The sequence below is a fragment of the Ciceribacter ferrooxidans genome (genome assembly GCF_004137355.1).
Taxonomy (GTDB): Bacteria; Pseudomonadota; Alphaproteobacteria; order Rhizobiales; family Rhizobiaceae; genus Allorhizobium; species Allorhizobium ferrooxidans.
Genome location: NZ_SDVB01000238.1, coordinates 131630 through 158176, shown reverse-complemented (window position 1 = coordinate 158176; position 26547 = coordinate 131630). Strand labels below are relative to the sequence as shown.

Annotated in this window: 27 protein-coding genes and 1 tRNA gene; 14 read left to right on the top strand and 14 right to left on the bottom strand. The window is 65.2% G+C overall.

All coding sequences use genetic code 11. From position 1 onward, the window contains the following. Positions 1 to 11 precede the first annotated feature (11 nt). Entirely contained in the window at positions 12 to 713 is a 702-nt protein-coding gene (gene ctrA / locus EUU22_RS11665; protein WP_099058674.1) for a response regulator transcription factor CtrA, read from the top strand. 156 nt (positions 714 to 869) lie between these two features. Here ctrA and EUU22_RS11660 read toward each other — a convergent pair whose 3' ends face one another. After that, the gene (locus EUU22_RS11660) at positions 870 to 1232 is read right to left on the bottom strand and encodes a response regulator (protein WP_112688588.1); all 363 of its coding nucleotides are present in this window, start codon (positions 1230 to 1232) and stop codon (positions 870 to 872) included. A 175-nt stretch (positions 1233 to 1407) separates the two neighbouring features. Next, positions 1408 to 2058 (bottom strand): histidine phosphotransferase ChpT, encoded by a 651-nt coding sequence (gene chpT / locus EUU22_RS11655; protein WP_129332161.1) that lies wholly within the window; start codon positions 2056 to 2058, stop codon positions 1408 to 1410. A 188-nt stretch (positions 2059 to 2246) separates the two neighbouring features. Between chpT and EUU22_RS11650 the strand changes: the two genes are divergently transcribed. Continuing rightward, on the top strand, positions 2247 to 2837 hold the full coding sequence (locus tag EUU22_RS11650) for a DUF1134 domain-containing protein (protein WP_129332160.1): 591 nt from the start codon (positions 2247 to 2249) through the stop codon (positions 2835 to 2837). Between the two features lie 140 nt (positions 2838 to 2977). Beyond that, positions 2978 to 4168 (top strand): coiled-coil domain-containing protein, encoded by a 1191-nt coding sequence (locus EUU22_RS11645; RefSeq protein WP_129332159.1) that lies wholly within the window; start codon positions 2978 to 2980, stop codon positions 4166 to 4168. A 7-nt stretch (positions 4169 to 4175) separates the two neighbouring features. On the opposite strand, the gene EUU22_RS11640 is transcribed toward EUU22_RS11645, so the two are convergent. Together EUU22_RS11640 and EUU22_RS11635 are read right to left on the bottom strand one after the other, a co-directional pair. Continuing rightward, complete coding sequence (locus EUU22_RS11640; RefSeq protein ID WP_129332158.1) at positions 4176 to 5009, bottom strand: TrmH family RNA methyltransferase; 834 nt, start codon at positions 5007 to 5009, stop codon at positions 4176 to 4178. Positions 5010 to 5019: 10 nt separating this feature from the next. Then, positions 5020 to 5403 (bottom strand): hypothetical protein, encoded by a 384-nt coding sequence (locus tag EUU22_RS11635; protein WP_129332157.1) that lies wholly within the window; start codon positions 5401 to 5403, stop codon positions 5020 to 5022. Between the two features lie 93 nt (positions 5404 to 5496). On the opposite strand from EUU22_RS11635, the gene EUU22_RS11630 reads away from it, so the two are divergent. The 5 genes from EUU22_RS11630 (at position 5497) to rpoH (ending at position 9214) form a co-directional block, all read left to right on the top strand. Continuing rightward, positions 5497 to 6522 carry an RluA family pseudouridine synthase gene (locus tag EUU22_RS11630; protein WP_129332156.1) on the top strand — a complete coding sequence of 342 codons (1026 nt, stop codon included), beginning with the start codon at positions 5497 to 5499 and terminating at the stop codon, positions 6520 to 6522. A gap of 106 nt (positions 6523 to 6628) precedes the next feature. Then, a complete protein-coding gene (locus EUU22_RS11625; protein WP_129332155.1) occupies positions 6629 to 7459 on the top strand; it encodes a helix-turn-helix transcriptional regulator in 831 nt (276 codons plus the stop codon). A 95-nt stretch (positions 7460 to 7554) separates the two neighbouring features. Continuing rightward, positions 7555 to 7722 (top strand): hypothetical protein, encoded by a 168-nt coding sequence (locus EUU22_RS25290; protein ID WP_165351155.1) that lies wholly within the window; start codon positions 7555 to 7557, stop codon positions 7720 to 7722. A gap of 70 nt (positions 7723 to 7792) precedes the next feature. After that, on the top strand, positions 7793 to 8122 hold the full coding sequence (locus EUU22_RS26275; protein WP_439329141.1) for a YjiS-like domain-containing protein: 330 nt from the start codon (positions 7793 to 7795) through the stop codon (positions 8120 to 8122). A gap of 189 nt (positions 8123 to 8311) precedes the next feature. Continuing rightward, complete coding sequence (gene rpoH / locus EUU22_RS11615; RefSeq protein WP_129332154.1) at positions 8312 to 9214, top strand: RNA polymerase sigma factor RpoH; 903 nt, start codon at positions 8312 to 8314, stop codon at positions 9212 to 9214. Between the two features lie 143 nt (positions 9215 to 9357). Here rpoH and EUU22_RS11610 read toward each other — a convergent pair whose 3' ends face one another. Together EUU22_RS11610 and EUU22_RS11605 are read right to left on the bottom strand one after the other, a co-directional pair. Continuing rightward, the gene (locus EUU22_RS11610; protein WP_165351154.1) at positions 9358 to 11682 is read right to left on the bottom strand and encodes a hypothetical protein; all 2325 of its coding nucleotides are present in this window, start codon (positions 11680 to 11682) and stop codon (positions 9358 to 9360) included. 60 nt (positions 11683 to 11742) lie between these two features. Next, on the bottom strand, positions 11743 to 13041 hold the full coding sequence (locus EUU22_RS11605; RefSeq protein ID WP_129332152.1) for an adenylosuccinate synthase: 1299 nt from the start codon (positions 13039 to 13041) through the stop codon (positions 11743 to 11745). Between the two features lie 197 nt (positions 13042 to 13238). Between EUU22_RS11605 and EUU22_RS11600 the strand changes: the two genes are divergently transcribed. Then, positions 13239 to 14132, top strand: coding sequence for a DMT family transporter (locus tag EUU22_RS11600; RefSeq protein ID WP_129332151.1), 894 nt, complete (start codon positions 13239 to 13241; stop codon positions 14130 to 14132). Positions 14133 to 14201: 69 nt separating this feature from the next. On the opposite strand, the gene EUU22_RS11595 is transcribed toward EUU22_RS11600, so the two are convergent. From EUU22_RS11595 to ung, 3 genes are all read right to left on the bottom strand, one after another. Then, a complete protein-coding gene (locus EUU22_RS11595) occupies positions 14202 to 14600 on the bottom strand; it encodes a DUF1236 domain-containing protein (protein ID WP_129332150.1) in 399 nt (132 codons plus the stop codon). A 265-nt stretch (positions 14601 to 14865) separates the two neighbouring features. Next, on the bottom strand, positions 14866 to 16293 hold the full coding sequence (locus EUU22_RS11590; RefSeq protein ID WP_129332149.1) for an aldehyde dehydrogenase family protein: 1428 nt from the start codon (positions 16291 to 16293) through the stop codon (positions 14866 to 14868). Positions 16294 to 16381: 88 nt separating this feature from the next. Then, positions 16382 to 17086, bottom strand: coding sequence for a uracil-DNA glycosylase (gene ung / locus EUU22_RS11585; protein ID WP_129332148.1), 705 nt, complete (start codon positions 17084 to 17086; stop codon positions 16382 to 16384). A 104-nt stretch (positions 17087 to 17190) separates the two neighbouring features. Here ung and EUU22_RS11580 point away from each other — a divergent pair, with 104 nt between their 5' ends. The 3 genes from EUU22_RS11580 to EUU22_RS11570 all read left to right on the top strand — a co-directional run bounded on the left by EUU22_RS11580 (position 17191) and on the right by EUU22_RS11570 (position 19474). Beyond that, on the top strand, positions 17191 to 17547 hold the full coding sequence (locus EUU22_RS11580) for a hypothetical protein (RefSeq protein ID WP_129332147.1): 357 nt from the start codon (positions 17191 to 17193) through the stop codon (positions 17545 to 17547). Beyond that, positions 17544 to 18149, top strand: coding sequence for a DedA family protein (locus EUU22_RS11575; RefSeq protein WP_129332146.1), 606 nt, complete (start codon positions 17544 to 17546; stop codon positions 18147 to 18149). Before EUU22_RS11580 ends, EUU22_RS11575 begins: the two co-directional genes overlap by 4 nt. A 134-nt stretch (positions 18150 to 18283) precedes the next feature. After that, complete coding sequence (locus EUU22_RS11570) at positions 18284 to 19474, top strand: ceramide glucosyltransferase (RefSeq protein ID WP_129332145.1); 1191 nt, start codon at positions 18284 to 18286, stop codon at positions 19472 to 19474. A gap of 51 nt (positions 19475 to 19525) precedes the next feature. On the opposite strand, the gene EUU22_RS11565 is transcribed toward EUU22_RS11570, so the two are convergent. From EUU22_RS11565 to dgcA, 4 genes are all read right to left on the bottom strand, one after another. After that, a complete protein-coding gene (locus EUU22_RS11565; RefSeq protein ID WP_129332144.1) occupies positions 19526 to 19921 on the bottom strand; it encodes a VOC family protein in 396 nt (131 codons plus the stop codon). A gap of 67 nt (positions 19922 to 19988) precedes the next feature. Further along, entirely contained in the window at positions 19989 to 20522 is a 534-nt protein-coding gene (gene hpaR, locus EUU22_RS11560; protein WP_129332143.1) for a homoprotocatechuate degradation operon regulator HpaR, read from the bottom strand. 41 nt (positions 20523 to 20563) lie between these two features. Beyond that, positions 20564 to 21970: a pyridoxal phosphate-dependent decarboxylase family protein gene (locus EUU22_RS11555; RefSeq protein WP_129332829.1), complete on the bottom strand. Its 1407-nt coding sequence runs from the start codon at positions 21968 to 21970 to the stop codon at positions 20564 to 20566. A gap of 49 nt (positions 21971 to 22019) precedes the next feature. Further along, positions 22020 to 23009 (bottom strand): N-acetyl-D-Glu racemase DgcA, encoded by a 990-nt coding sequence (dgcA, locus tag EUU22_RS11550; protein ID WP_129332828.1) that lies wholly within the window; start codon positions 23007 to 23009, stop codon positions 22020 to 22022. A 205-nt stretch (positions 23010 to 23214) separates the two neighbouring features. Between dgcA and mnmA the strand changes: the two genes are divergently transcribed. Both mnmA and EUU22_RS11540 read left to right on the top strand, forming a co-directional pair. After that, positions 23215 to 24411, top strand: a complete 1197-nt coding sequence (gene mnmA / locus EUU22_RS11545; RefSeq protein ID WP_129332142.1) for a tRNA 2-thiouridine(34) synthase MnmA — start codon at positions 23215 to 23217, stop codon at positions 24409 to 24411. A gap of 174 nt (positions 24412 to 24585) precedes the next feature. After that, positions 24586 to 24662 (top strand) — tRNA-Met (locus EUU22_RS11540). A gap of 292 nt (positions 24663 to 24954) precedes the next feature. Here the strand turns inward: EUU22_RS11540 and EUU22_RS11535 are convergent. Then, on the bottom strand, positions 24955 to 26412 hold the full coding sequence (locus EUU22_RS11535) for a TrkH family potassium uptake protein (RefSeq protein ID WP_205687898.1): 1458 nt from the start codon (positions 26410 to 26412) through the stop codon (positions 24955 to 24957). Positions 26413 to 26547 lie beyond the last annotated feature (135 nt).

Sequence of the window (26547 nt, the reverse complement as noted above, 5' to 3'; positions counted from 1 at the left end):
AGGGGATAATTATGCGGGTTCTACTCATTGAAGACGACAGCGCCACAGCGCAGAGCATCGAGCTGATGCTCAAATCCGAAAGCTTCAACGTCTACACCACCGACCTCGGTGAAGAAGGCGTCGATCTCGGAAAACTCTACGATTACGACATTATCCTGCTCGACCTGAACCTGCCCGACATGTCCGGCTACGAGGTCCTGCGCACGCTGCGTCTTTCCAAGGTCAAGACCCCGATCCTCATCCTCTCCGGCATGGCCGGCATCGAAGACAAGGTCCGCGGCCTCGGCTTCGGCGCCGACGACTACATGACCAAGCCGTTCCACAAGGACGAGCTCGTCGCCCGCATCCATGCCATCGTTCGCCGTTCGAAGGGCCACGCCCAGTCGATCATCATCACCGGCGAACTCATCGTGAACCTCGATGCCAAGACGGTCGAAGTCGGCGGCCAGCGCGTTCACCTGACCGGCAAGGAATACCAGATGCTGGAGCTCCTTTCGCTCCGCAAGGGCACGACGCTCACCAAGGAAATGTTCCTCAACCACCTCTACGGCGGCATGGACGAGCCGGAACTGAAGATCATCGACGTCTTCATCTGCAAGCTCCGCAAGAAGCTCGCCAACGCCGCCGGCGGCGCCAACTACATCGAAACCGTCTGGGGCCGCGGCTATGTCCTGCGCGAGCCGGACGGTTCGGAATACATGGAAACGGCCTGACAGGGCCATCCCCTCCCCGCATTCCTGGAACCTGCCCTTCGGGGCAGGTTTTTTTGTGCCTGCCGTTTTGCTCGGAAACCCGGTGTGCAAAAACGGTTCGTCCGCCACGGCGGGACCGGGCGGACGGGCGGTCGGCAAATGCTTCTGGGTCTCAGGTCAGGCAGCGATCGCCTTGCCGGTGAAGATCTGCGTCAGGATCTTGCGGTCGAAAGGCTTCAGCAGGAATTCGTTGGCCCCGGCACGCTTGCCTGCCATCATCGTCTTCAGGTCGGCCTCGATCACGCAGTAATAGATGAGCACGCTCTTGCCGTCCGGCAGCGCACGGATGTTGGTGATGAGATCGAGCGCCCCGTCGAGGCCTGCATCGACGATGATGATGTTGGGAAGTTCGGTCTCGCAGCGCAGCAGCGCATCGCGGGCGGAAGCGGCTTCGAGAACGAGGAAACCGATCTCCGAGAGGATACGCTTGCCGACCTTGCGGACGATATCCGAACTGTCTGCGATCATCAGACGTTGCATCAGAGACTCCCGGTTTTCCACCCCGAATTGCAGCACTGGGCCGAAGGATAGTCTAGGGTGAGACCGCTAAGGAAAGGTTACCGCCTTTTGTCCCGTTGCGGGGCAGGCTCGCCGGCATTCCGCGCGGGGCACGCGCGCCCTGCGCAGATGGCCGGTCTGGCGGCACGAGGAGCGCTCAGGCCGCCGGCACGAGCTCGGCGGTGAAGACGACTTCTTCGTCCGTCTGGTAATACTTGATCTCCATGCCGCATTCCTGGGCGAGAAGCACCGTGTAGTAAGGCTGGATCGAGTGGGCGTCGATCGCCTCCTCAATGGTGCCGGAGCAGATCTCCGCGAATTTTGCCGGCACCCGCATCATGCGTCCCTTCGCGGTGATGCGGAATTTCGCTTCGAATTCAGGATCTTCGAGGGTTACTTCGACCGAACCGCCCCGCGGAATGGCGCTGTAGGCGACGAGGAAGAGGTTGAGCAGAAGCTTGACCCGGTTCTTGGCGATGATCGCCCGGGGACCGTTCCAGGCGAGTTCGGTCTTCTTTTCCGCGGCAACGAAGTCGCGCGCGGCCTTCTCCGCCTCTCCGGTGTCGATGGAAGCGCCGACCGATCCGGAGGCACCGAAGGCCAGACGGGCAAATTTCAGTCGCACCGAGGCGTTCAGCGCGCTGGTGCGGATGAGTTCCATCGCATCCTCGTCGGCGCCGCCTTCGTCGAGGAGTTCCAACCCGTTGTTGATCGCTCCGACCGGCGAGATCACGTCGTGGCAGACCCGGCTGCACAGCAGCGCTGCCAGATCGGGACCGGCGAGAGTGAGGTTGGCGTTCTTCGGCATCGGTATCTCCTGGAGGCGCGGTCGCCCGTTAAGAAACAGGGCGCCATGAGCAAGCGGCCTTCCCGCTCGGGCGGGAATCCTCGCGCCATAATGACACCATATTTGGTAAACCGATTATTAAGGCGATCACGACTAAATAGTTTTACTCGGCATAGTGATGCACCCGCATCGAAAGTTTGGAGGAAACCATGCGCCCTGACTTCATCCGCGAGACCGCAGGCCTTCGTGCGCTGATGGCGGCGATCGTCCTTCTTGTCGGCATGGGCTTCCACGTGGCGCCCGTCGCCGCCGCGAATGACGAATATACCGCCCAGGAAATCGTCGACGCCGGCCACAGCTTCTTCGGTGAAACCAGCGGCGCGCTCGCCAAGGTGATCGAGAAGGCATTTTCCCAGTACGGACTGCCGAACGGCTACATCCTCGGCCAGGAAGGCTCGGGCGCCTTCATCGCCGGCCTCACCTACGGCGAAGGCATGCTCTACACCAAGAATGCCGGCCAGCACGACGTCTTCTGGCAGGGCCCTTCCCTCGGCCTCGATTACGGCGGCAACGGCACGCGCGCGATGATGCTGGTCTACGACCTGCCGAGCATCGACAGTCTCTTTGCCCGCTACGGCGGCGTCAGCGGGTCGGCCTACGTGGTCGCCGGCCTCGGCATGACCGTGCTGAAGAACCAGAACATCGTCCTCGTGCCGATCCGCACCGGTGTCGGCGCCCGTCTCGGCATCAATGTCGGCTACTTGAAGCTCACCCGCCAGCCGACCTGGAACCCCTTCTGAGCGGGCAGACGCTTTGTCGGGGAACGGCAAATCGGGAGACTTTCCCGTTCGCCCGTTCTCAGGCCCGCTTGTTCTCCAGCAAGCCGCGTGTTTAATGACAGGCAGGGTGTCCGCAATAGCTCAGTCGAGATGGCGCGATCGTGATTGAATATGCACTGCTGTTCGGATTGGGCTTCCTCTCGGCGGTTCTCCTGGTGATGCTGGTCGCGCCGTCGGTCCACAAGCGGATCGTCCGCTATACCGAGAAGCGACTGAAGGCGACGGTGCCGCTCAGCCCGCGCGAAGTTCGCGCCCAGAAGGACATGGCCCGCGCCGTCTATGCCGCCGAGAACGCCCGGATGTCGCAGGACCTGAAGCGCGAGCGAGACAAGTCCGTCGACCTCAAGCTCAAGAACGAGACGCTCGCCACGGAGGCCGGCCGGCTCTCCGCGGAAAGCCAGGACCTCCGCACCCAGATCGACGAGATGAGCGTCGAGGCCGCGAATTTCCGTGCGGAGATCCGGCGTGCCGAGAGCGAGGCGCTGCATCTGCACGCGACGCTGAAGCGCACCGAGGAGGCGGCCGTCGCCAAGGACCTCGAGATCGAGCGCCTCGTCGTGCGCATTTCCCGGATGAACCGCGAAATCGACGACCTGAAGATCGAGAAGAGCGGTCGCGACACCGAGATCGAGAACCTGAAGATGCGGGTGCAGACGCTGCGGGCCGAGCGAGACGAGCTGGGGCGGGAGACGAAGCTCGCCACCCGCCGCGCCAAGGACGCAGAGATGCGGCTGGCGCAGGAAGAAGACAAGCTCCTGCGGCTCGACGACCGGCTGGCGCGGCTGATGGCCGAGGTCGTGGACAAGGATGCCGTCATCGAACGCCGGACGAAGGAGATCGCCACGCTCAGGGAGAATCTGAAGGCCGGCAATCGCCAGGTGCGGGCGGCGCTCCGCGCCCTTCGCGCCGCCAATATTTCCGCGCCCGACATCAAGGAGATCGACATTCCCGAGCAAGCCACCGAAGACCCGCTGGTGCTGATGCAGCCGGCGGCCGCGATCGACCCCGATCTGCTCGCCGAGGAACTGCGCCACCGCCACACGGCGCTCACCGAGCGACTGATGAAGGCGACGTCGCCCGCAAACGACGAGGCGCTGCGGGAGGAGATCGCCGAGATCGCCGCCAAGATGATCGCGCTCACGGCCCGCCGGGAAGGCGCCGGCTCGCCCATCCGCGCGCTGCTCTCCAAGGTTCCCGTCCGTAGCGCCGAGGCTCGCAAGTCGCTCGCCGAACGCGCAGTGGCCTTCGATCCGTCGCTGCCGGCGGCGGCCGTTCCGACGACGCCCGAATAACGGTTTTTCAGAGGATGCGCTTGGCCATCGCCGCGCTGTAGAGGGCAATCCCGCTCGCCGTCCCGACATTCAGGCTGTCGAGGTCCGGGGACTGGGCGATGCGGGCTGTGTGGAACCGCGACAGCACCGCGGGTGGCAGCCCTTCGCCTTCCGTTCCCATCACCAGCGCCAGGCGCGGCGACGGCGCGATGTCGCGGATTTCCGTCTCACCCTTCGGCGACAGCGCCCAGATCGCAAACCCGGCTTCGGCGAGGGCCCCGAGCATGTCGAGGATCGAGCCTTCGCGCGCAAAGGGCATGGTGAGCACCGATCCGACCGACACGCGGAGCGCCTTGCGGTAGAGCGGATCGCAACAAGTTTCGTCAAGCACCACGGCGCTCGCCCCGAAGGCGGCTGCATTGCGGAACATCGCGCCGATATTGTCGTGGTTGGAGATGCCGCAGGCGGCGAGTACCAGCGCATCATCCGGCAGTGCCCGCAACAGTTCCATCAGTGGAGGCGCGGCGTCGCGAACGCCTAGCGCCAGCACACCGCGATGAAGATGGAAGCCCGCGATCGCATCGATCACAGGAGCCTCCGCCTCGTAGACGGGAACATCCGCCGGAAAGAGCGACAGGATGTCGGCGAGACCGGCGGCCCGGTTACGCAGGAGCAGGATCTTCTCCGCCCGGATGCCGCGGCCCGCCCCGTGCGCCGCCGCCAACATGCGCAGGACGACCGTGCCTTCGGCGACGAACCGTCCTTCCCGCCCCGTGAGATCGCGCTCGCGGATATGCCGGAACTCCGCGATGCGCGGATCGTCCGGATCGGTGATCTCCGTTCTTTCGCGCGCCGGCGTCATACGGCTGGGGTCACTGCCCGGTGACCGTTACGTCCGCGACGACGCGGCCGACGGTGATGTCGAAGACGAGTGCCTTGCGCGTACCGTCGGGCATCTGACCGAAGAACAGGATCTGGCTGCCCGAAAGCGCAGTCGACTGGACCGTGAAGCCCTGCGGCAGGCTGGCCGTCGCCGTCACCGGCTGGTCGGCGGGGATGGCAAGCGAGGTTGATGCGACCGGTTCGCGGGTCTCGGTCTTGGTCGCCTTGTAGACAACCGCCGCCAACACCGCCATAAGGCTGACGAACATGATGCCCGCGGAGACGAGTTGCAGACGCACCATCTTTCGGCGGACATTTTCCAGCGCCGGATCGAGCGGTTTTTCTTCCTGTTCTTCTGGCTCGAAATTCGTCATATACGCTTGCCTTTCCTTCGGAGCGACCGGCCGTGGCCCGTTCTGATCGAGAGCGAGCCGGGCGGAAAACCGCCGTTACGCAGGATCGCAGGGATGAACGACCCCTTTAACCAACCCGAAAGCGCAAGGAAAGAGCTGATTGCCGGCGACGATGCCGAAGGCCGCATCGATGCCTGGCTTGCCGCCCATCTCGAAGGAAGCCTCTCGCGCAGCCGCGTGAAGGCGCTGATCGAACAGGGCGCGGTCACGCTGAACGGCAATCCGACCACCGAGCCGAAGCGCAAGATCCACCCCGGCGACCGTCTGGCAATCGTGATGCCGGAGCCGGAAGACCCGGAGCCGAAGGGCGAGGATATCCCGCTCGACGTCGTCTACGAGGACAAGGACCTGATCGTCGTCGTCAAGCCGCCGGGCCTCGTCGTCCATCCGGCAGCCGGCAACTGGACCGGCACGCTCGTCAACGCGCTGATTCATCATTGCGGCGACAGCCTTTCGGGGATCGGCGGGGTCAGGCGGCCGGGTATCGTCCACCGGCTGGACAAGGATACCTCGGGCGTCATGGTCGTCGCCAAGAACGACCTCTCCCATCGCCACCTCGCCGACCAGTTCGCCGACCATGGCCGCACCGGCCCGCTGGAACGCGCCTACCAGGCAATCGTCTGGGGCCGGCCGCGGAGCCTGCACGGAACGATCGACGCGCCGCTCGGCCGCGGCGGCGACCGCACCAAGCGGGCCGTCAAGCGCGAGGAGAGCGACGACGCGCGCGAGGCGATCACCCATTACGAGGTGCTCGAACGCTACGGCGAGAAGCCGGACGCCACCTGCATCGCCTCGCTCGTCGAATGCCGGCTGGAGACTGGCCGCACCCACCAGATCCGCGTTCATATGGCCCATATCGGCCATCCGCTCATCGGCGATGTCGATTACGGCGCCGCCTTCCGCACCAAGGCGAACCTGCTGCCGGAACCCGCAAGGACAATCGTCAATCGCTTCCCGCGCCAGGCATTGCACGCCTATCTGCTGCAGTTCGAGCATCCTTCCACCGGCGAGGTCATGCGCTTTGAAGTGCCCCTGCCGGACGACATGGTCAAGGTGATCGAGGCCCTGCGCGCGGTCTGAGCCTCGACGCCGGACAACGATTCATAACGGTCGATTTTCTCAAGAAACGGGTGGCGGAACGCGCTTGTTCGCGTTATGTTCTTCATCCCAAACTGGAGAACCGGCCATGGCCTTCGTGGTGAACCTGCTGCTCGATACGGAGAGCGTCGCCGTTCGCGACGTCATCTGCGACGGCGCGTGCCGCGAGATGGGCGAGGAAGAACGGGCGTCGCAGACCTGCCTCGTCTTCCCCTACCGCGGCGTCTTCGTGCGGCGCATCGGCGAAGAGGACGTCGTCGCCGAGCCGAACCAGGTGCTCCTCTTCAACCGCGGCGAAGCCTATCGGGTCAGTCATCCGGTCGCCGGCGGCGATGCCTGCCTGAGCGTTGCGATGCCGGAAGCGCTGTTTGCCGAACTTGTTCCCGACACCCATTCGACCAAAATTCCGGCCTTCGCCTTCAACAAACAGAAGCTGCAGATCGATGCGCGCGCCCAGGCGCTCGTCGCCCTGCTGCGTCACGGCCTCGCCACCGGCACCGCCGAAATGCTGGAGGGCGAGACGCTGGCGCTGACGCTCGTTCGCCGCGCCGTCGGACGGCGCAACACCGGCGGCGGCTCGTCGTCGAGCTACGGCCGCAGGAAACTCGCCGACCGGGCGAAGCTCGTGCTCTCCTCCGACCTCGCTCGCCGCTGGACGCTCGGCGAGATCGCCGCGGAAGCCGGCGTCTCCCCCGTCTATCTCACCCAGGTGTTCCAGCAGGTCGAGGGGGTGCCGCTCTATCGCTACCAATTGCGTCTGAGGCTCGCCAAGGCGCTCGACCTTCTGGGGGATTATGACGACCTGACGGCGCTCGGCCTCGAACTCGGCTTTTCGAGCCACAGCCACTTCAGTGCCGCCTTCCGCCAGGCCTATGGCCGCACGCCGGCGGAATTCCAGCGGTTCGTCGGATTGCGTTGAACCGGCGATAGATCGCTAAAGAATCTGACAGCGGCGGACCGGCGAAAGAGGCATTTTTAGATCGTAAACAAACAGCCGATGCAAAGGAGCGGATGATGAAGAACGACACATGTGCTGCCTGTGACTGCAAGCTCGACGACACCCGCATCGCCGTGCGGATCGGCGGCAAGACCGTGGAGGTCTGTTGCCAGGAATGTGCGGACGCCCTGCGGGAAGCCTACCAGGCGATCGGCCGCGAGCCAGCGGCACACATGCAGAACTGAGGCGAGACGAACCGCCTCTGCTTGACGGCCGGCCCGGACGGGCCGGTCCTTTCTGACAGGAGAAAAAGTGATGGACAACCATGATCCGGGGCGGACACGCCCGCGGTGGAATGTGCTCGACCTTCCTTCGGCCGGGCACGGAACCTCTGCCGAAATGACGATGAACCGTGGCGCGACCGACCGTCCGGCGGGCGGAGCCACACATGCAGCTTCGTGGCTCGGCGGCGTCGCGACCTTCTTTCGCAGGATGCGGGAGCGGCGGCGCAACAGGAACGCGCTTCACGGCCTTTCCGACCAGACGCTGAAGGACATCGGCGTATCGCGCGGCCAGTTCGACGGCGATTTCGAACGCTATCGGAGGCGCCAGTCATACGGGCTGGAACGCCTCACGCGCTTGTGACCCCGAAGACGGTCGAGGTTACCGAATTGTAATGATATAACACAGTGAGGATGGCTTGAATCACCGTTTTGCCGTACTTATCTGGCATATGGCTCGGCATGGGCTTCGTCCGGAAGCCATGCCGATCGGTCCGCCTATCGACTGGGGTCACTCAAGGGGACCGTCGCGACACAAGGAAGGGGGTGCTTTATGGCCCGCAATACTTTGCCTATCATCGCCGCCGGCGAAGCCGGCCTGAGCCGTTATCTCGACGAAATCCGTAAATTTCCGATGCTTGAGCCGCAGGAAGAATACATGCTGGCCAAGCGTTATGCCGAGCATAACGACCGCGATGCCGCCCACAAGCTCGTCACCAGCCACCTGCGCCTCGTCGCCAAGATTGCCATGGGCTATCGCGGCTACGGCCTGCCGATCGGCGAAGTCGTCTCCGAGGGCAATGTCGGCCTGATGCAGGCGGTCAAGAAATTCGATCCGGAACGCGGCTTCCGCCTGGCGACCTACGCCATGTGGTGGATCAAGGCCGCGATCCAGGAATACATCCTTCGCTCCTGGTCGCTGGTGAAGATGGGGACGACCGCCAATCAGAAGCGGCTGTTCTTCAATCTCCGCCGCCTCAAGGGCAAGATCCAGGCGATCGAGGAAGGCGACCTGAAACCCGAGCAGGTGACGGAAATCGCCACCAAGCTGAACGTCTCCGAGGACGAGGTCGTCTCGATGAACCGCCGCCTCTCCGGCGACGCGTCGCTGAACGCCCCGATCCGTGCCGCCGAGGGTGAATCCGGCCAGTGGCAGGACTGGCTCGTCGACGAACACGACAGCCAGGAAGATGTCCTCATCGAGCAGGACGAGCTGGAAACGCGCCGGCGCATGCTGGCCCGTGCCATGAGTGTCCTCAACGATCGTGAACGGCGTATCTTCGAGGCCCGCCGTCTGGCGGAGGATCCGGTGACGCTGGAAGACCTGTCGGCGGAATTCGACATCAGCCGCGAACGCGTCCGCCAGATCGAGGTCCGCGCCTTCGAGAAGGTGCAGGAAGCCGTGCAGAAGGAGGCGCTCCAGCGCGCCTCCGCGCTGAGCGTGGTCGAAGCCTGATTTCGGATTTCCCGGATGCCGCCGGTCCGTCGGCAGGCGGACGCGCGGTCTGACACACGCTTTCGCGGCGGCATCCGTGCCGCCTCTCCGCCTTTTGTGACACAGGGTTTCGGGCTAGCTCCCGAAACCCTTTTTTGTTGCCGTCAGCCGCCGTTGCCGCCGCTGTCGAGCGCCGCCCACTGCTTCAGGACCTCGTCGAACACGGCCACGCCGGCGGTACCCTTGTCGAGCGTCAGCAGGGCCCGGCGACCGTTGCGGTACGTCACCGGGATATCGATCCAGTTGCGGGTACGCAGCAGGTCGAGGTTGCGCGCGACCACATCCTGGAAGTCGTTGAGCGCGATCAGGTAGCTGTCGTCGGTGATCTTCGCGGAAACCGCCACCAGCGGGTCGCCGCGGTCCTGTTCCGTCCGCTTCATGGCGATGCGCTGGACGTTGTCGACCGCCCCACCTTCGAAATCCGCCGGCACCGAGAAGACGACCTCGATCAGGTGGCTCGCGGGCAGCGAGTTGTCAGCGTTCCGCTTGATGGTGATCAGCGCCGAAAGGCCGCGATCCGGTATGGAGAGCTTGCCCTGGATCGCCGGATTGGGGCGACCGTTCTCGCTCGTGTCGTTGAGCGCCGTCCACTGGACGGCGCCGGCGATCGCCGTCGGTGCCGTCTGGCCGAGCCGTTCCTCGTAGAGGAAGGCTTTCTCGCCGGCGACGGGCTTGCTCATATCGACCGGCGGCGGCGTGGTCGCGCCGGCGGTGGTGCCGTCGGCCGTCGCCCCGGCCTGGCCGGAGGGCTGAGTGCCGTCTACGTTCTGTTCGGAGATCGAGCGCCCTTCGGTGCCGGCGTTTCCGGCGGCCGTGCCGGCGCCTTCATCGACTTCGCTTCCATCCGCCAGCAGGCGCTGAGTGAACTTCTGCCCCTTGACCGCGCCGTCTTCGGCAGGCGTCGGTGCCTTGGTGTTGGCGTCGGGAGCCTTTGTCTCGGCCCCCGCCTCGGGCGGAGTAGCCGTCGCATCCGGCGTCTCGGTCGTGGTGGTCTCTGCGGGCGGCGGCGTCGTTTCCGTCCCGTTGCCGGCAACCATCGCCGTCAGCGATTTGACGGAGTCGCCGACGAAGGTGGTCACCGCATCACGGTTCGCCCAGAGTTCGTAGCCGCCGCCGGCAAGTGCGGCCACGACGAGCACGCCGACCGCGATCGGCGCATAGTTGCGCCGCTTGGTCTGTTGGATGCGATAGGCTTTGCTTGGAGCTTTCTCCGCCGGAGGAACCGTCCCGCCGGCCGTCGTCTCGGTGGCCGCGCGAGCCGCCTTCTGGCCCTCCGCGGCATCGCCTGCTTCGAGCGCCGCCCCGGCTGCCGGCGTCGCCACCGCTGCGTACCAATCGGCGAAGTCGTCGAAGTTCTGCGCCTCGCCGCCCTTGCTTCCGTCGACGCCGGCCGGCGGCTGGTAGGCCGTGGTGTCCCAGTCGAGCAGATCGATATCGTGCGAGGCTGCCTTTCCGGCGGGCGCGGCAGCAGCCGGCGTCTCCTGCGGCTGCGGTTCTTCCGTCGTCTCCCAAGGCTCGAACGCCGCCTCAGGCATGGCCGAGGCCGGCGCAGCAGCAGCCGTTTCCGGCGCTTCGAATTCGTGCGGCTTTTCTTCCTCGCGCGCGGTCTCCGCCCAGTCGCCGTAGGTACGGCCGTAGTCCGGAACGCTCTCAGACCAGGCGGTAGGTGCTGCGGCTACCGGCTCTTCGGCTGCGGCTTCCCCGACCTCGGGCTCCGCGGAAACGACAGGCAGCTCGCTTTCCGGCTCGACGGCCCGCTCTTCCTCCTCCTCCTCCGCCGCCTCTACCGGCTGTTCCTCGGCCGCATGCGGCCAGGGCTCGCCGGGGTAAGCTTCCTCGGCCGGCGCGGTGGCGGCGTGTTCGCCCTCCGCGCCCCACGCGACATGCTCGGGTTCGGCCTCCTCGTAGTGGTAGGCGGGCTCGGCATGTTCCTCTGCCGGAGGCTCTGCGTGCTCGTCCTCTGCGGGTTCCACCGCATACGCTGGAGAGACCGGCGCGGCAGGCTCTTCATAAAGCTCGGCCTCGGCTTCTTCCTCAGCCTGTTCCTCTGCCGGCTCCGCGTAGGCCTCGTGAGGCGCGTGGCCTTCTTCGGCGACAGGCTCCTGATAGGCTTCCGGTTCCGGTTCAGGTTCAGGTTCCGGCTCGGCATGGGCCGCGGCGGCCGGGGCGATCCCCAGCGCCTCCTCCAGCATGGCGGCTTCCGGCTCTTCCGGCAGGGCTTCGATGTGCTCGGCTTCGACCTCCTGGATGGCAGCTTCGAGCTTGTCCATCTGGCGACGCAGCATCTCCTCCGGCGGACGCGGCGACATGTTCTCCAGCTGCCGCGCCACCGCGCTCCGGGCCTTTTCATAGACCTTCGCACGCATCTCCGGTGTGTTGTTCGACAGGCCGTCGACGGCACGCCGGATAACCGAAATGAAATCAGCCATGAGCACTTTCTCTTGATCGCCGGCTCAGGCCGGCGGACAATTCGTTAAAGAATTCCGACATTAATCCTCAAACGGGTCGGTCACAAGTATGGTGTCGTCACGTTCGGGGCTGGTCGAAAGCAGCGCCACCGGCGCCCCGATCAGTTCCTCGACCTGGCGTACATACTTGATCGCCTGCGCCGGCAGGTCGGCCCATCTGCGGGCGCCGACGGTGGAATCCTTCCAGCCTTCGAGCGTGATATAGACGGGCTCGACGCGAGCCTGGTCGCCCTGGCTCGCCGGCAAATGATCGATCTCCTTGCCGTCGAGCGTGTAGCCGACGCAGATCTTGATCTCGTCGAGACCGTCGAGAACGTCGAGCTTCGTGAGCGCGATACCGGAAATGCCGTTGGTGGCGACTGCCTGGCGAACGAGGGCCGCATCGAACCAGCCGCAGCGACGCTTGCGGCCCGTCACGGTGCCGAATTCATGGCCACGTTCGCCGAGGAACTGGCCGATCTCGTCGGTGAGCTCCGTCGGGAACGGCCCCTCGCCGACGCGGGTCGTGTAGGCCTTGGTGATGCCGAGGATATAACCGAGCGCGCCCGGCCCCATGCCGGAGCCTGCGGCCGCCTGGCCCGCGACGGTGTTCGACGAGGTCACGAAGGGATAGGTGCCGTGGTCGATGTCGAGCAGCGACCCTTGCGCGCCTTCGAAAAGGATACGCGAACCCTTGCGGCGCTCCTTGTCGAGATAGCTCCAGACGGTATCCATGAAGGGGAGGATGCGGTCTGCGACATCCGTCAGTTCCTTCATGATCGCTTCATGGCTGACTTCCGGAACGCCGAAGCCGCGACGTAACGCATTGTGGTGGGTCAGGATACGGTCGACCTTGCCCGCCAACGCCTCGGTGTTGGCGAGATCCATGACGCGGATCGCGCGGCGGCCGACCTTGTCCTCGTAGGCCGGACCGATGCCGCGACGGGTCGTGCCGATCTTGGTGCCGGAATTGGAAGCCGCGTCCTCGCGCATGCCGTCCAGTTCCCGGTGCAGCGAGAGAATCAGCGTCGCATTGTCGGCAAGCTTCAGGTTTTCCGGCGTGACCTTGATGCCCTGCGCTTCGAGCCGGCCGATTTCGGCGACGAGTGCATGGGGGTCGACGACCACGCCGTTGCCGATCACGGCCATCTTGCCCGGCCGGACAACGCCGGAGGGCAGGAGCGAGAGCTTGTAGCTCACCCCATCGATGACCAGCGTATGGCCGGCATTGTGTCCGCCCTGGTAACGCACCACGACATCGGCGCGCTCGGAGAGCCAGTCGACAATCTTGCCCTTACCCTCGTCACCCCATTGCGACCCGACCACCACGACGTTCGTCATTTCGAAATCCTGCCTATCTGCGCTGGCTGCGCCCTGTCCAAACCCGCGCATCTATACTGTGTTGCTTTTTTAAAATCGACCTGTTTGTGAAAGGCGATTTGGCTTTTTGCGTGACAATGCCCCCTCCCTCGCCTATCCCGAAGGCCGGACCGGCGCGACGCGCCGGCCGTTCCCGTCCCAATCCGAAGGTAAGCCGCTTGCCTTTTCGTTCCTATATTCTGCTCACCGTCTGCACGCTTTTCTGGGGCGGCAACACCATCGTCGGCAAGCTGGCGATCGGCCACATAAGCCCGATGGCGCTCAATCTCTCCCGTTGGGCGATCGCCGCGATCCTGATCTCGGCCATTTCCGTACCGCAGCTCAAGGCCGACTGGCCGGTGCTCCGGCGCAACTGGCTTCTGCTGCTTGCCTACGGCGCCATCGGCTACACGGCGTTCAACGGTTTCCTCTACACCGCCCTGCAGTATACCAGCGCGGTCAACGGCGCGATCGAACAGGGCGGCATCCCCGTCCTGATCTTCGTGCTGAACTTCGCCTTCTTCCGTATACCCGTGTCCCTCGTCCAGATCGTCGGCTTCCTCATCAGTTTCGTCGGCGTCGCCCTGACGGCCGGCCACGGCGACCTCGCGGCCCTGCTCGCACTGACCCTCAACTACGGTGATGCCCTGCTGCTGCTGGCGGTGGTCGCCTATGCGATCTACACCGTCGGCCTGCGCTGGAAGCCGCCGCTGCACTGGAAGAGCATGATGGCGGGCGCTTCCCTCGGCGCGACCCTGAGCGCCCTGCCTCTCGTCTTCTGGGAGGCAGCCGCCGGCAATCTGGTCGCGCCGGACCTCACCGGCTGGGCGCTCGTCGCCTATGCGGCCCTCTTCCCGTCGCTCATCTCGCAGATCTTCTACATCAAGGGCGTCGAAGGCATCGGCGCCAACCGCGCAGGCCTCTTCATCAATCTCGTACCGGTCTTCGGCACACTGCTCTCGGTCACCCTCATTTCCGAGCCGGTGCAGCTCTTCCACGTCGTCGCGCTCGTCCTCGTGCTCGGAGGGATCGCGATCGCCGAATGGGGCAAGCCCGCGACGGCGGGTAAATAAGGCACGTAAAACGAAGAAGGGAGCCCTCACGGCTCCCTTCGACAAGGTCGGATCTTGCTGGGTCGGGTGTTACTGGACCACGCTCACGACCACATGGGTCTGCGGGTCCACGATCACCCGTTGCTGGTTGACCACCGCATAGGCGTAGGTCGGGTTCTCCGGAACGGGAACCAGGACCACCTCCTGCGGCAGCGTCGTGCCGACGGCAATCGGCTGGTCGACGACCACGGCCGTGGCGGGCGCCGGCTGCTGCTCGACATAGGTGATGACTTCAGGTGGCGGCGGAGCGACGGCCGTCCCGGCGATTGCGCCGACGACACCACCGACCGCAGCACCGACCGGACCACCGACGATGGCGCCCGTCACGGCACCCCCCGCCGCACCGGTCACGGTGCCTTCCTGCGCCGCGCTGGTCCCGGCGAGTGCACCGAAAACAAGGGCGGAGATAGCTAGCAGTTTCGTCTTCATGGCTTCATCCTTTCTGGCTGTTTGCCATGGCCGGGAAACCGTGAATCTCGTTTTTTTGTTCCGGGAAATACGCTCAAAACCGGGTCGGGAACTGCCTTGACGAGGGTCGAAAAAGACAAAAATCCCTTTAAAATCCGGGAGAAGAAAGAAGTCAGATCGAAGACCGGAGACCGCATATTTTCTTCGCGGCCCCTGCCCTTCGTCCGAGCAATTCAGGCGCCGGAGCGGCGAAAAGGCGGCAATCTGCGGACGGATGCGCCGACACTCACTCGCCGTAGCCGATGACCGCCTTGACCTCCAGGAAGTCGTGCAGGCCCCACTCGCCGTATTCGCGGCCGTTGCCGGACTGCTTGTAGCCGCCGAAGGGCGCATAAGGGTCCCACGCCGGATAGTTGATATGGACGCAACCGGCCCGGAGCCGTGCCGCCACCCTGCGGGCGTGGCCGATATCCCCCGACTGGACATAGGCGGCAAGCCCGTAGACCGTGTCGTTGGCGATCGCGATCGCCTCTTCCTCATCCTTGTAGGGCAGGATCGACAGGACCGGCCCGAAGATCTCTTCGCGTGCGATGGTCATGTCGTTCGTAACGTTGCCGAACACCGTCGGGCGCACATAATAGCCACGGTTGAGATGCTCCGGCCGTCCCGGCCCGCCGGCGACCAGCGTCGCCCCCTCGCGAATGCCGGCCTCGATCAGCGCCTGGATCTTGTCGAACTGGACGTGGCTGACCACCGGGCCGAGCCGGGTGTCCGGCGAACGGGGATCACCGACGACGAAGGGTTCCGCGGCGGCTTTCGCGACCGCCAGCGCCTCGTCGTGCCGGTCGGCCGGCACCAGCATGCGCGTCGGCGCGTTGCAGGACTGCCCGGAATTGCCGAAACAACCGGCGACGCCCTTGCGCACCGCAACCTCCAGATCGGCATCCGGCAGGATGATGTTTGCCGACTTGCCGCCGAGTTCCTGCGCCACCCGCTTCACCGTGTCGGCCGCAACCTTGGCGACGGCGACGCCGGCGCGCGTCGATCCGGTGAAGGAGACCATGTCGACATCGGGATGGCTCGCCATCGGCTGGCCGACATCCGGCCCGGTTCCGTGCACGAGGTTGAAGACGCCCTTCGGAGTGCCCGCCGCCTCCATGATCTCGGCGAAGATGACGCCGGTGATCGGTGCGATCTCCGACGGCTTCAGCACCATGGTGCAGCCGGCGGCGATAGCCGGCGCCACCTTGCAGGCGATCTGGTTGAGCGGCCAGTTCCACGGGGTGATGAGGGCGCAGACGCCGATCGGCTCGCGCACGATCATCGTCGTGCCGCGCTTCTCGCTGAAGGCGAAGGTCTTCAGCGCCTCGATGGTCGTTTCGAGATGCGCCGAGCCTGAGGTCGCCTGCGAATCACGGGCGAAGGGAAGCGGCGCGCCCATCTCGCGGCTGACCGCCTCGGCGATGTCGTCGATGCGGTCGTTGTAAGCGGCGAGTATGCGCTCGAGAAGCGAAAGCCGGTCCTCCCGCGACGTCATGGAAAAGGCCGGGAATGCCGCCTTTGCCGCCGCCACCGCCCGGTCGACATCGGCGGCCGACCCGATGGCAATCTGCGTGAACACCTCTTCGGTCGACGGATCGATGACGTCGAGCAGCGCTGGTTGAACCGGATCGACCCACTGGCCATCGATGAAGAATTTGAGGCGATTGCTCATGCGCGGGCTCCCGATCTGGACGACAGGGCCGCACTATCCGACAGGCAGGCCATGGCCGCAAGCACGGCGGCAGATGATCAGCGGCAGTTTATTGCGAAAGCACGGGATCGGTCGGCAACTGCCAGTCGATCGGTTCCAGCCCCCGTGAACGCAGAAACTCGTTCGCCTTGGAGAAATGCCTGCAGCCGAAAAAGCCGTTATGCGCCGAGAGCGGCGAGGGATGCGGCGCCCTCAGCACCAGATGGCGCTCGCGATCGACGAAGGCCGCCTTCTTCTGCGCATAGGAGCCCCAGAGCATGAAGACGACGGAGGAACACTCGTCGTTGACGGCACGGATCACCGCATCGGTGAAGCGTTCCCAGCCGCGGCCCTGATGCGAGGCGGCGCGAGCCTCCTCGACGGTCAGCACGCTGTTGAGCAGCAGCACGCCCTGCCTCGCCCAGCTTTCGAGGAAGCCGTGGCGGACCGGGCGGATACCGAGGTCCGTTTCCAGCTCCTTGTAGATGTTGACGAGCGACGGCGGGATGCGCACGCCCGGCTGCACGCTGAAACAGAGCCCGTGCGCCTGGCCGGCGCCGTGATAGGGATCTTGGCCCAGGATCACCACCCGCACCTTGCCGAGCGGCGTCAGGTCGAGCGCCCGGAAATATTCCGCACCCTTTGGGAATATCCGCTTGCCGTTCGCCCTCTCGGCGACGAGGAACTCCCGCAATTGCTGCATGTAAGGGCTTGAAAACTCCGGCCCGAGGACCCGTTTCCAGCTCTCCTCCAGTCTGACGTCTGCTGCGCTCATTGTCGGCCATCGTCTTTTGCGGTTAACTCGTCCTTGAATGAAAGAGGACGGCGGACCGAGTCAAGTGCGGCCGTCCTCGCGGACGGGATGAGGCACGACCGGACATGAAGAGAGCGGCAATCCTCTGGCGCGAACACCGCGTGCTGCTTCTCGCCTTCCTCGCGGCCTCGGCGCTCGCGCTCTTCTTTGCGGCACGCTTCGCCTTCTACGTTATCTATTGGAGCGCACCGGAGCATCGCGACCAGCCGATCGAGACCTGGATGACGATCGGCTACATCGCCCGCTCCTACGACCTGCCGCGCGAGGCGCTGGCGGATGCGCTGGGAGTTGGGCCACCCGGCAGCGGCCGGCGCCCGACGGTGGAACAGCTCGCCCGCGACCGCGGCATGACCCCGGAGGAGTTCCGCGCCGAGATCGAGCAGGCGATCGCCAAGCTCCGCGAAAGCGGCCCCCATCGATGAGCGACACCCTGCTCGCGCTCGTCCCGGTCTACGGACTGCCGCTGCTTGCAGCGGTGGCGGGCCTGAGCTGCCTCGGGCTGCCGCTTCCCGCCTCGCTGGTGATGATGCTGATGGGTTCCTTCGCCGCCGCCGGCGATTTCGGCCTGACGGCAGTCTTCGTGACTGCGTTTGCCGCGGCCGTCGGCGGCGACCAGATCGGCTACGTCATCGGGCGCTTCGCCGGCCGGGCGGTCACCGGCCGCATCGCGAGGAAGCCCGCCGGCAAGGCCGCGCTCGACCGCGCGACGCAGGAGATCGCCCGCCATGCGACGATCGGCATTTTTCTCACCCGCTGGCTCTTCAGCCCGCTCGGCCCCTATGTGAACCTGGTGACCGGAGCGACCGGCTTTTCCTGGGCGCACTTCACCGCGGTCGGCGTCGCCGGCGAGGCGGTGTGGGTCACGCTGCATGTCGGGCTCGGAATCGTCTTCAGCGACAACATCCTCGCCGTCGCCGAGATCGTCGGCGACGCGAGCGGCTTCCTCGCCGCCGGGATCGTGGCGCTTCTCCTCGGCTGGCGGCTCGTCACCGTCCTCCGCCGCGGCAAATCCGGCAGCACCTGACCGACAGGTCTCGCAGGCAACGGATTCCGGCATTCGCGTCCGTCCCCATCTTTCGTAGCAGGAGGGCAATACCCTTTTGCAGAATTGTCATGAGGCGATAGTATCAGGCAGCGGATGGTACAAGGATCGTGACCATGTTGATCATGACGTTCTGCGCGACTGCCCTGCTTATCCACCTCGTCAGCCTCGGCTGGATCTACCGCCGGAAGACAAGAACCAGACCAAAGGCCCACCCGGCGCAGACCGCCCGGCCGGCCGTCAGCATCCTGCGGCCCTTCTGCGGCATCGAGAACAATCTCGAGGCGACGCTGCGCTCGACCTTTCTTCTCGACTGGCCCGTCTACGAAGTCGTCTTCTGCGTCGAGGACGCCGGCGATCCGGCCATTCCGCTGGTGAAACGGCTGATGGCGGAGCATCCGGACATTCCCTCGACACTCCTCGTCGGCAACAATCAGGTCAGCATCAATCCGAAGCTGAACAACCTCGTGAAGGGCTGGGACGCGGCGCGCTACCCGTGGATCGTGATCGCCGACAGCAACGTGCTCGCGCCGAAGGACTATCTCTCGCAGCTCTTCTCACGCTGGGAGCCCGACACCGGCATGGTGTGCTCGCCGCCGGCCGGCACGGAACCCCTCGGTTTTGCAGCCGAAGTCGAGGCCGCCTGGCTCGACAGCTTCCAGGCGCGCTGGCAGATGCTCGCCGACGAAATCGGTCTCGGCTTCGCCCAGGGCAAGACCATGCTCTTCCACCGCGGCTTGCTCGACCGCGCCGGCGGTTTCGCCCGCCTCGCCGACGAGGTGGCGGAAGATGCCGCTTCCACCAAGATCGTGCGCGAAGCCGGGCTTTCGGTCCGTCTCGTCGACATTCCCTTTCCGCAACCGCTCGGACGCCGCACATGGCAGGGCATCTGGCGGCGACAACTCCGCTGGGCACGCCTGCGGCGGGTGTCGTTTCCGCTGTTCTTCCTGCCGGAAATCCTGGTCGGCGGCGCCTTCCCGCTCGCCGGCGCGATCGTCGGTAGCGTGGCCGGTCTCTGGTCGCCCGCGGCCGTGCTCGCCTATGCCGCCGTCTGGTACGGCTGCGAGCTTCTCGTCATCCGTGCCTTCGGCTGGCCGCTCGGCCGCAACACGCCGCTCGCCCTCGTGCTGCGTGATCTCGCGCTGCCGGTCCTTTGGGTATCGGCGTGGTTCGGCAATGGCTTCGTCTGGCGCGGCCATTCCATGGCCGTGCAGCAGCACCTCTCCCCGCGCAATGCCTACCGCCTGCGCCACGCAATCGACCGGACCAAGGCGAAGGCGCGGGCATTCCGCTCCGCCTGGCACTGAGGAACAGGAAGCGCGGCCGGGACGCGTCGCCCCGGCCGCATTCGTCGCATCTTACTTGAAGCGCCCGTGACGCTGCAGGACCTCGATCTTGTAGCCGTCCGGATCGGTCACGAAGAAGAACCGGGCGAACAGAACCCCGTCGCGGTTGAACTCGACGAGTTTGCCGGGGTTCAGCCCGAGTTCGGCGAAGCGCGCGTGCTCCGCGTCGAGATCATCGACCGAAACCGCGAGGTGACCATAGCCGTCCCCGGGTGCATAGGCCTCCTCGCGCCCCTTGTTGATCGTCAGCTCGAGCTCGAACTCGCTCTCCGGACTGCTGAGATAGAGGAGCGTGAAGCTGTCGAAGTCGAGCCGTTCGGCAATCTCGAGCCCGAACGCCTTGCGGTAGAAATCCGTCGCGCGGGCCTCGTCGAGCACGCGGATCATCGAATGTATCATCTTTGCCAAGACCAACTCCTGTGTGGCTGAAAATCGTCGTGCGGAGCACCCCGGAACAGGAGCGGACGGCGCCCGCTCACCGCTCGTCGCCCTCGCCCTTCTCCTCCGGAAGGCGTCGACCTTCAAGGCCGCTCACCACCGCCTCGAGTTCCTCCAGGAGCTTCTGCAGCGCCCGCATCCGCTCGGCGCCGAAGGCGCGGGTGATCTCGCAGTAGATCTCTTCGGATTGCGGCGAGACCTTCTCGATGAGAGCCAGGCCTGTCTTGCTGATCGCGATCCGGGAGCGCCGGAGGTCATTCTCGTCCTGGTGACGCTCGATGAGCCGCCGCGTTTCGAGATCCTTCAGGATGCGCGAGAGGCTCGGCCCGAGCAGGAACGTCGCCCGGGCGAGTTCCGTCACCTCGATTTCCGGAGCCGTCACCAGCGCGCGAAGGATGCGCCACTGCTGCTCGGTGATGTCGTGCACGCGCAGCGAATTGCGGAAATGCCGCATCATCGCTTCCCGGGCCCTGAGAAGCAGCATCGGCAGCGAGCGGGAGAAATGCCGCAGCCGGACGCGCGGCTGCCCGCCTTCCTTCGCCACATCCTGCTCGACCGTCTCGTCCGCCATTCTGTTTCCGTCCCGGAACCTTTCGAACCCGCCACGCCGCGTCATTTCAGACTGCGGGCAACCTCGGTGATCGTCGCGAACGCCACCTCCATGTCGTCGCGGGTCATGTCGAACTGCCCGGCCTGGAAGCGGATGGCGATCGCGCCTGCGACGCGCGTCTGCGTGAGATAGATGCGGCCGTCGTCGTTGATCGCCTGCACCAGCGCGAGATTGTGCCGGTCCGCATCCTCCCCGCCCCTGTGGCGGAAGGAGAAGAGCGACAGCACCGGCTCCGTGACGATCTCGAAGTCCGGCTCGGCCGCAAGCCGTCCAGCGAGTTCGACCGACCATGCAACGTGGTTGCGGATCATCGTTCTCAGGCCTTCGAGGCCGTGGTGGCGCATGAGGAACCAGAGTTTCAGCGCCCGGAAGCGGCGCCCGAGCGGCACAGACCATTCCGAATAGTTGATGATGCCGTCATGGCCGTGCGTCTTCAGGTATTCCGGGTGGATGGCGAGCGTGCGAACCTGCTCTTCGGGGTGTTTGAGGAACTGGACCGAGCAGTCGAACTGGGCGCCGAGCCACTTGTGCGGATTGAAGACGATGGAATCGGCCCCGTCGATCCCTTCCCACAGCGTACGGAATTCCGGGCAGATCATCGCCGAGCCGGCCCAGGCGGCATCCACATGCAGATAGAGGCCGTATGCATGGGCGACCTCGGCCACCCGGTCGATCGGATCGCAGGCGCCGATCGAAGTGCCGCCGGTGCAGGCGACGACGCCCGCGGGCAGAAGGCCGTTTGCCAGATCGGCACGGATTGCCGCATCGAGCGCCTCCGGGTCCATGCCGTGCAGTGGCCCCTTGGTCGGGATGCGCACGAGGTTGTCGGCGCCGATGCCGGAAATCCAGATCGCGCGGTCGACCGAGGTATGCACCTGCTCCGAGGCGTAGACGCGCACCGCCGGGTGCGCGGACAACCCCTCGCGATTACCCGCCCATTTCAGCGCACGCTCGCGCATCACCAGGACGGCGGCAAGCGTCGCGGTCGAGGCGGAATCCTGGATGACGCCCGCAAAACCCACCGGCAGGCCGAGCGCCTGGCGCAGCCAGTCGACGACCCGCGTTTCCATTTCGGTCGCCGCCGGCGAAGTCTGCCAGAGCATGCATTGCGCGGCGATCGCCGTCACCAGATAGTCGGCGACGACGGAGGCCGGCGCCGCATTGGCGGGGAAATAGGCAAAGAAGCGCGGATGCTGCCAGTGGGTCAGTCCGTCCGGCACGATCCGCTCGAAATCGGCGAAGATCACCTCCATCGGCTCGCCCGCCTCGGGCGCCGAGTCGGCGATCTGCCGGGCGATGTCACCGGGCTTCGTTCTGGCGCGCACCGGGCGCTCGCGGAGGCTCTCGCGATAGTCGACGCCCCAATCCGCCACCCGCCGCGACCACATGCGGAATTCGTCGCTGTCCATTGCCTGCCCCTGCCCCTCTTCCTCTGTCATCGATATGCGCACCTGCCGCTCAGCCCCAGAGCGCCGTATCGGGCGCCTGCATCAGCGAGCCCTCGTAACGGATCGGATCGTCGCGGTCGGAGGCGAGCAGCAGCGGCCCGTCGAGGTCGACGTAGGGCGCGCCCTGCGCGACGAGGAAGGCCGGCGCCATGGCGAGCGAGGTGCCGAGCATGCAGCCGACCATGATGTCGAACCCCTGCCCGATCGCCTCGTCCCGGAGCGCCAGCGCCTCGGTGAGCCCGCCGGTCTTGTCGAGCTTGATGTTCACCGCGTCATATTTGCCGGAAAGATGCGCAAGCGAGGTCCGGTCGTGGCAGCTCTCGTCGGCGCAGACCGGCAGTATGCGTTCGATCTCCGCAAGCGCACTGTCGTTTCCGGCGGCGAGCGGCTGCTCGACCAGCGCGACACCGAGCCGCACGAGCGTCGGCGCCAGAGCCAGATACTGCTCGACCGTCCAGCCCTCGTTGGCGTCGACGATGATCTTCGCCCGCGGCGCCCCCGCCCTCACCGCCTCGATGCGTTCGAGGTCGCCCTCGCCCCCGAGCTTCACTTTCAGCAGCGGCCGCCCGGCATTGCGGGAGGCGGCGTCCGCCATCTTCTCCGGCGTGTCGAGCGAGAGCGTATAGGCGGTCTCGACGGGCAGAGGTGCGGCAAGTCCGGCGCATTGCCAGGCCGGCCGGCCCGCGCGCTTGGCTTCGAGGTCCCAGAAGGCGCAGTCGAGCCCGTTTCGTGCGGCTCCCGCCGGCAGGCGCGATTGCAGGGCGACGCGGTCGAGACCCCGGCGGAGATCGTCCTCGAGCGAGCGGATCGTTTCGGCGACTCCCTCCACCGTCTCGCCGTAACGGGCATAGGGCACGCATTCGCCGCGTCCGCGGAACGTCCCATCGGAAAGTTCGACGGTGACGACGCGGATCTCGGTGCGCGAGCCGCGCGAAATGGTGAAGGCGCCGGCGACGGGGAAGCGCTCCTCCGTCACGGCGAGGGAAAGGGCCGGGTTCATCGCGTCGCGCCTCTTCGTGTAGCTGTCGCGGGAGAGCCCGCGAATCACCGCCCCCTTGCGTGCGGGGACATTCCTTTCTATATCCCTGCGACGATCGGGTTAAGATCCCGGACTGGCCGGACGAGCGCGACTGTGCGCCCCGGCGGCAGGCGACAAAGGCCTGCCAGAGACACCCGTTACCGATTTCAAGACTGGCGGACCGCCCGTGAACACACTGGATTTTGACAAGAGGCCCGAAGATACGCGCGTCGTCGTCGCCATGTCGGGCGGGGTGGACAGCTCGGTCGTCGCCGGCATTCTGAAGCGCGAGGGCTACGACGTCCTCGGCATCACGCTGCAGCTCTACGACCACGGCGCCGCCGTCCACCGCGCCGGTTCGTGCTGCGCCGGACAGGACATCGACGACGCCCGCCGCGTCTGCGAGACCCTCGGCATCCCGCATTACGTGCTCGACTACGAACAGCGCTTCCGCGACACGGTGATCAACCCGTTCATGGAAAGCTATGTCGCCGGCGAGACGCCGATCCCCTGTGTGGCCTGCAACCAGACGGTCAAGTTCGCCGACCTGCTCGCGACCGCGAAGGAACTCGGCGCCGATGCGCTCGCGACCGGCCATTACATCCGCTCGCGGGCGATGCCGCTGGCGAACGATCCCGGCCACCGCGCACTCTTCCGTCCGGTCGACAGCGAGCGCGACCAGAGCTATTTCCTGTTCGCGACGACGCAGGAACAGATCGATTACCTGCGCTTCCCGCTCGGCGGCCTCTCCAAGGCCGAAACGCGCGCGCTCGCCGAGGAAATGGGGCTCGTCGTCGCCAAGAAGGCCGACAGCCAGGACATCTGCTTCGTGCCGCAGGGCAAGTATGCCGACATCATCACCAAGCTCCGGCCGAATTCGGCGCTCGGCGGCGACATCGTGCACATGGACGGCCGCGTGCTCGGTCATCACGAGGGCATCCTCCACTACACGATCGGGCAGCGGAAGGGTCTCGGCGTCGCGACCGGCGAGCCGCTCTACGTCGTCTATCTCGACGCCCGCTCGCGGCGCGTGATCGTCGGCCCGAAGGAAGCGCTCGACACCCGCCGGGTGTATCTGCGCGACATCAACTGGCTCGGCGACCAGACGCTTCGCGAAGAAGCCGCCGACGGCTTCGCCTGCTTCGCCAAGGTCCGCTCGACCCGCCCGCCCGCACCGGCGGTGCTGCACGCCGACGACAGGGGCGTCTATGTCGACCTCGAAATCGGCGAGGCCGGCGTCGCCCCGGGACAGGCCTGCGTGCTCTATTCGGCCCCCGGCCCCGATGCCCGCGTCTATGGCGGCGGCTTCATCGAACGTTCCGAACGCTCCGCCCCGGCGGAGGCTTCGCTGAAGGCGCTGCTTTCGGCACCTGCCGCCGCCTGAGGGCGAAAGCGCCGGAAAACGCCGCGCAGAATGGCCGCAAAAGGCCACCGGCGGACGAGATTGCAAAAGCGCCTCAAAAAGATGATCGGGCGCTTGACACCAACGGGAGCGGCACCTTATAAGCCGCTCATCCTGACGCCGGGGTGGTCGAAATGACCTCTTCACGGTGCCTGTGGCGGGGTAGCTCAGGTGGTTAGAGCAGCGGAATCATAATCCGCGTGTCGGGGGTTCAAGTCCCTCTCCCGCTACCAATTCCCCTTTATTTTCAAAGAACTGGCTTATCGCCCTCGCCCGTCGGCGGCATGGCCGTCGGGTACGACGATGCGTTCACGCGCGGTTTCCCGCCAGAGTTAGGGCCGTAGAACGAACTGCGCGGGCGGTGATGCTGCTCTCGGGCAGACCAATGCGCCGGCACGGGCCCGTCCGGATCTCTGTCATCGCCTTATCCCGCCTGTGGTCAACCCGTTTCGCCGGGCCTCGTCTTTCGGAGACAAAGAAGTCCGACGATGGATAGACCTTCCGCATAAGCTGAAATCGTTCCTCCTACCGTGACCAGAAGGCCGGCATCAGCATCACGTAGACGGTCAGAAGTTCCAGCCGGCCGAGAAGCATCGCCGCCATTACCAACCATTTGGCTGTGTCGGGAATGGCTGCAAAGGTGGTCGCAGGCCCCACCAGCGGACCGAGGCCGGGTCCGGCATTCGCCATGCCCTGGGCGATCGATGTGGTCGCCGAGAGAAAGTCGACGCCAGTGGCCATCACGCCGAGCGAGAGAACGAGCAGTGTCAGAATGTAGAGAAAGAAGAAATTCCGGACGTTGTTGATGACGTCGTCACTCAATGGATTGCCCTGATAACGGACACGGGCAACGGCGTTGGGGTAGATCATCAACTGGAGGCTTCGTCGCACGCTCAGGAACAGGACCTGCCACCGGAATATCTTGATCGCGCCCGCGGTGGAACCCGCGCAGCCGCCGATCAGATAGAGGAGGAAGAACAGGCCGACTGCAAAGCTTCCCCAAGCCGAGAAATCGGTTGTCGCGAAGCCCGTATCGGTCAGGACCGACGTCACGTTGAACGCGGACAGGCGCAGCGCAGTCGGAGGCTCCATTCCCTGCATCACGTTCCAGGTTGTCGACAGTCCGATTGCTGCGAGGAGCACGAAGATGAAGGCCTTGATCTGCTCGTCGATGAAAGGCCTCTTGCCGCGATGCGCGATGAATATGGCATAGGATGCCAGCGGCAAAGCGCCCATCACCATGAATATCTCGGTGACCACCTCGATCGGCACCGACCGGTAGTAACCGATGGAGGCGTCCTTGGTTGAGAGGCCACCGGTTGCGATCGTTGTCATCGCATGATTGACGGCGTCGAAGGTCGGCATGCCCGCCAGCATCAGGCCGACGGCGCAGGCAAGCGTCAGGCCGAGATAGACCACCAGGATGCTCCGGACGATCTGGCTGACCTTGGCAAAGGGTTTCCCGGAGATATCGGAGGATTCCGAGAGGAAGAGCTGCATCCCTCCGACACGCAGCGTCGGAAGGAAACTCATCGCCATGGCAATGATCCCGACCCCTCCGAGCCATTGCAGCAGGGACCGCCATAACAGGATGCCACGGGGCATGTCGTCGAGACCGGAGAGAACTGTCGACCCCGTCGTGGTCAGCGCCGATACGGATTCGAACATGGCGTCGGTGAAGCTCACCTCGCCGGAACCTCCAAGGAGTGGAAGCGCCCCGAAAACGCAGACGACCACCCATGCACTTGCGGTCATGAGGAAGCCGGTCCGCCGATCCGAAAAGCTGGTCCCCTCCTGACGGAAAGCAAACACCAGCAGACTGGCGGTCATGGCCGTCATCGCGGACATAGCAAGAAAACGCAGCGCATCGGCCGTATTGCGATCGATCAGATCGATCATGGCCGGCAACAGCATCATGGTGGCCAATGGCCACAAAAGCAGTCCGTTGAGGAAAAGAATGAAGCGGATGCGATCGACAGTCACGGATGGGGACCGGCGTGTTGTTCGGATGGGCGAGGCCACGCGACAGGTTGGGTGAGTCGTCCTGCGTTCGGCGCGACGGCCACAAGCCGTCAACTTCACGGATAGTGCGTTTGCCGGGCTAAGGATTCCATTGGG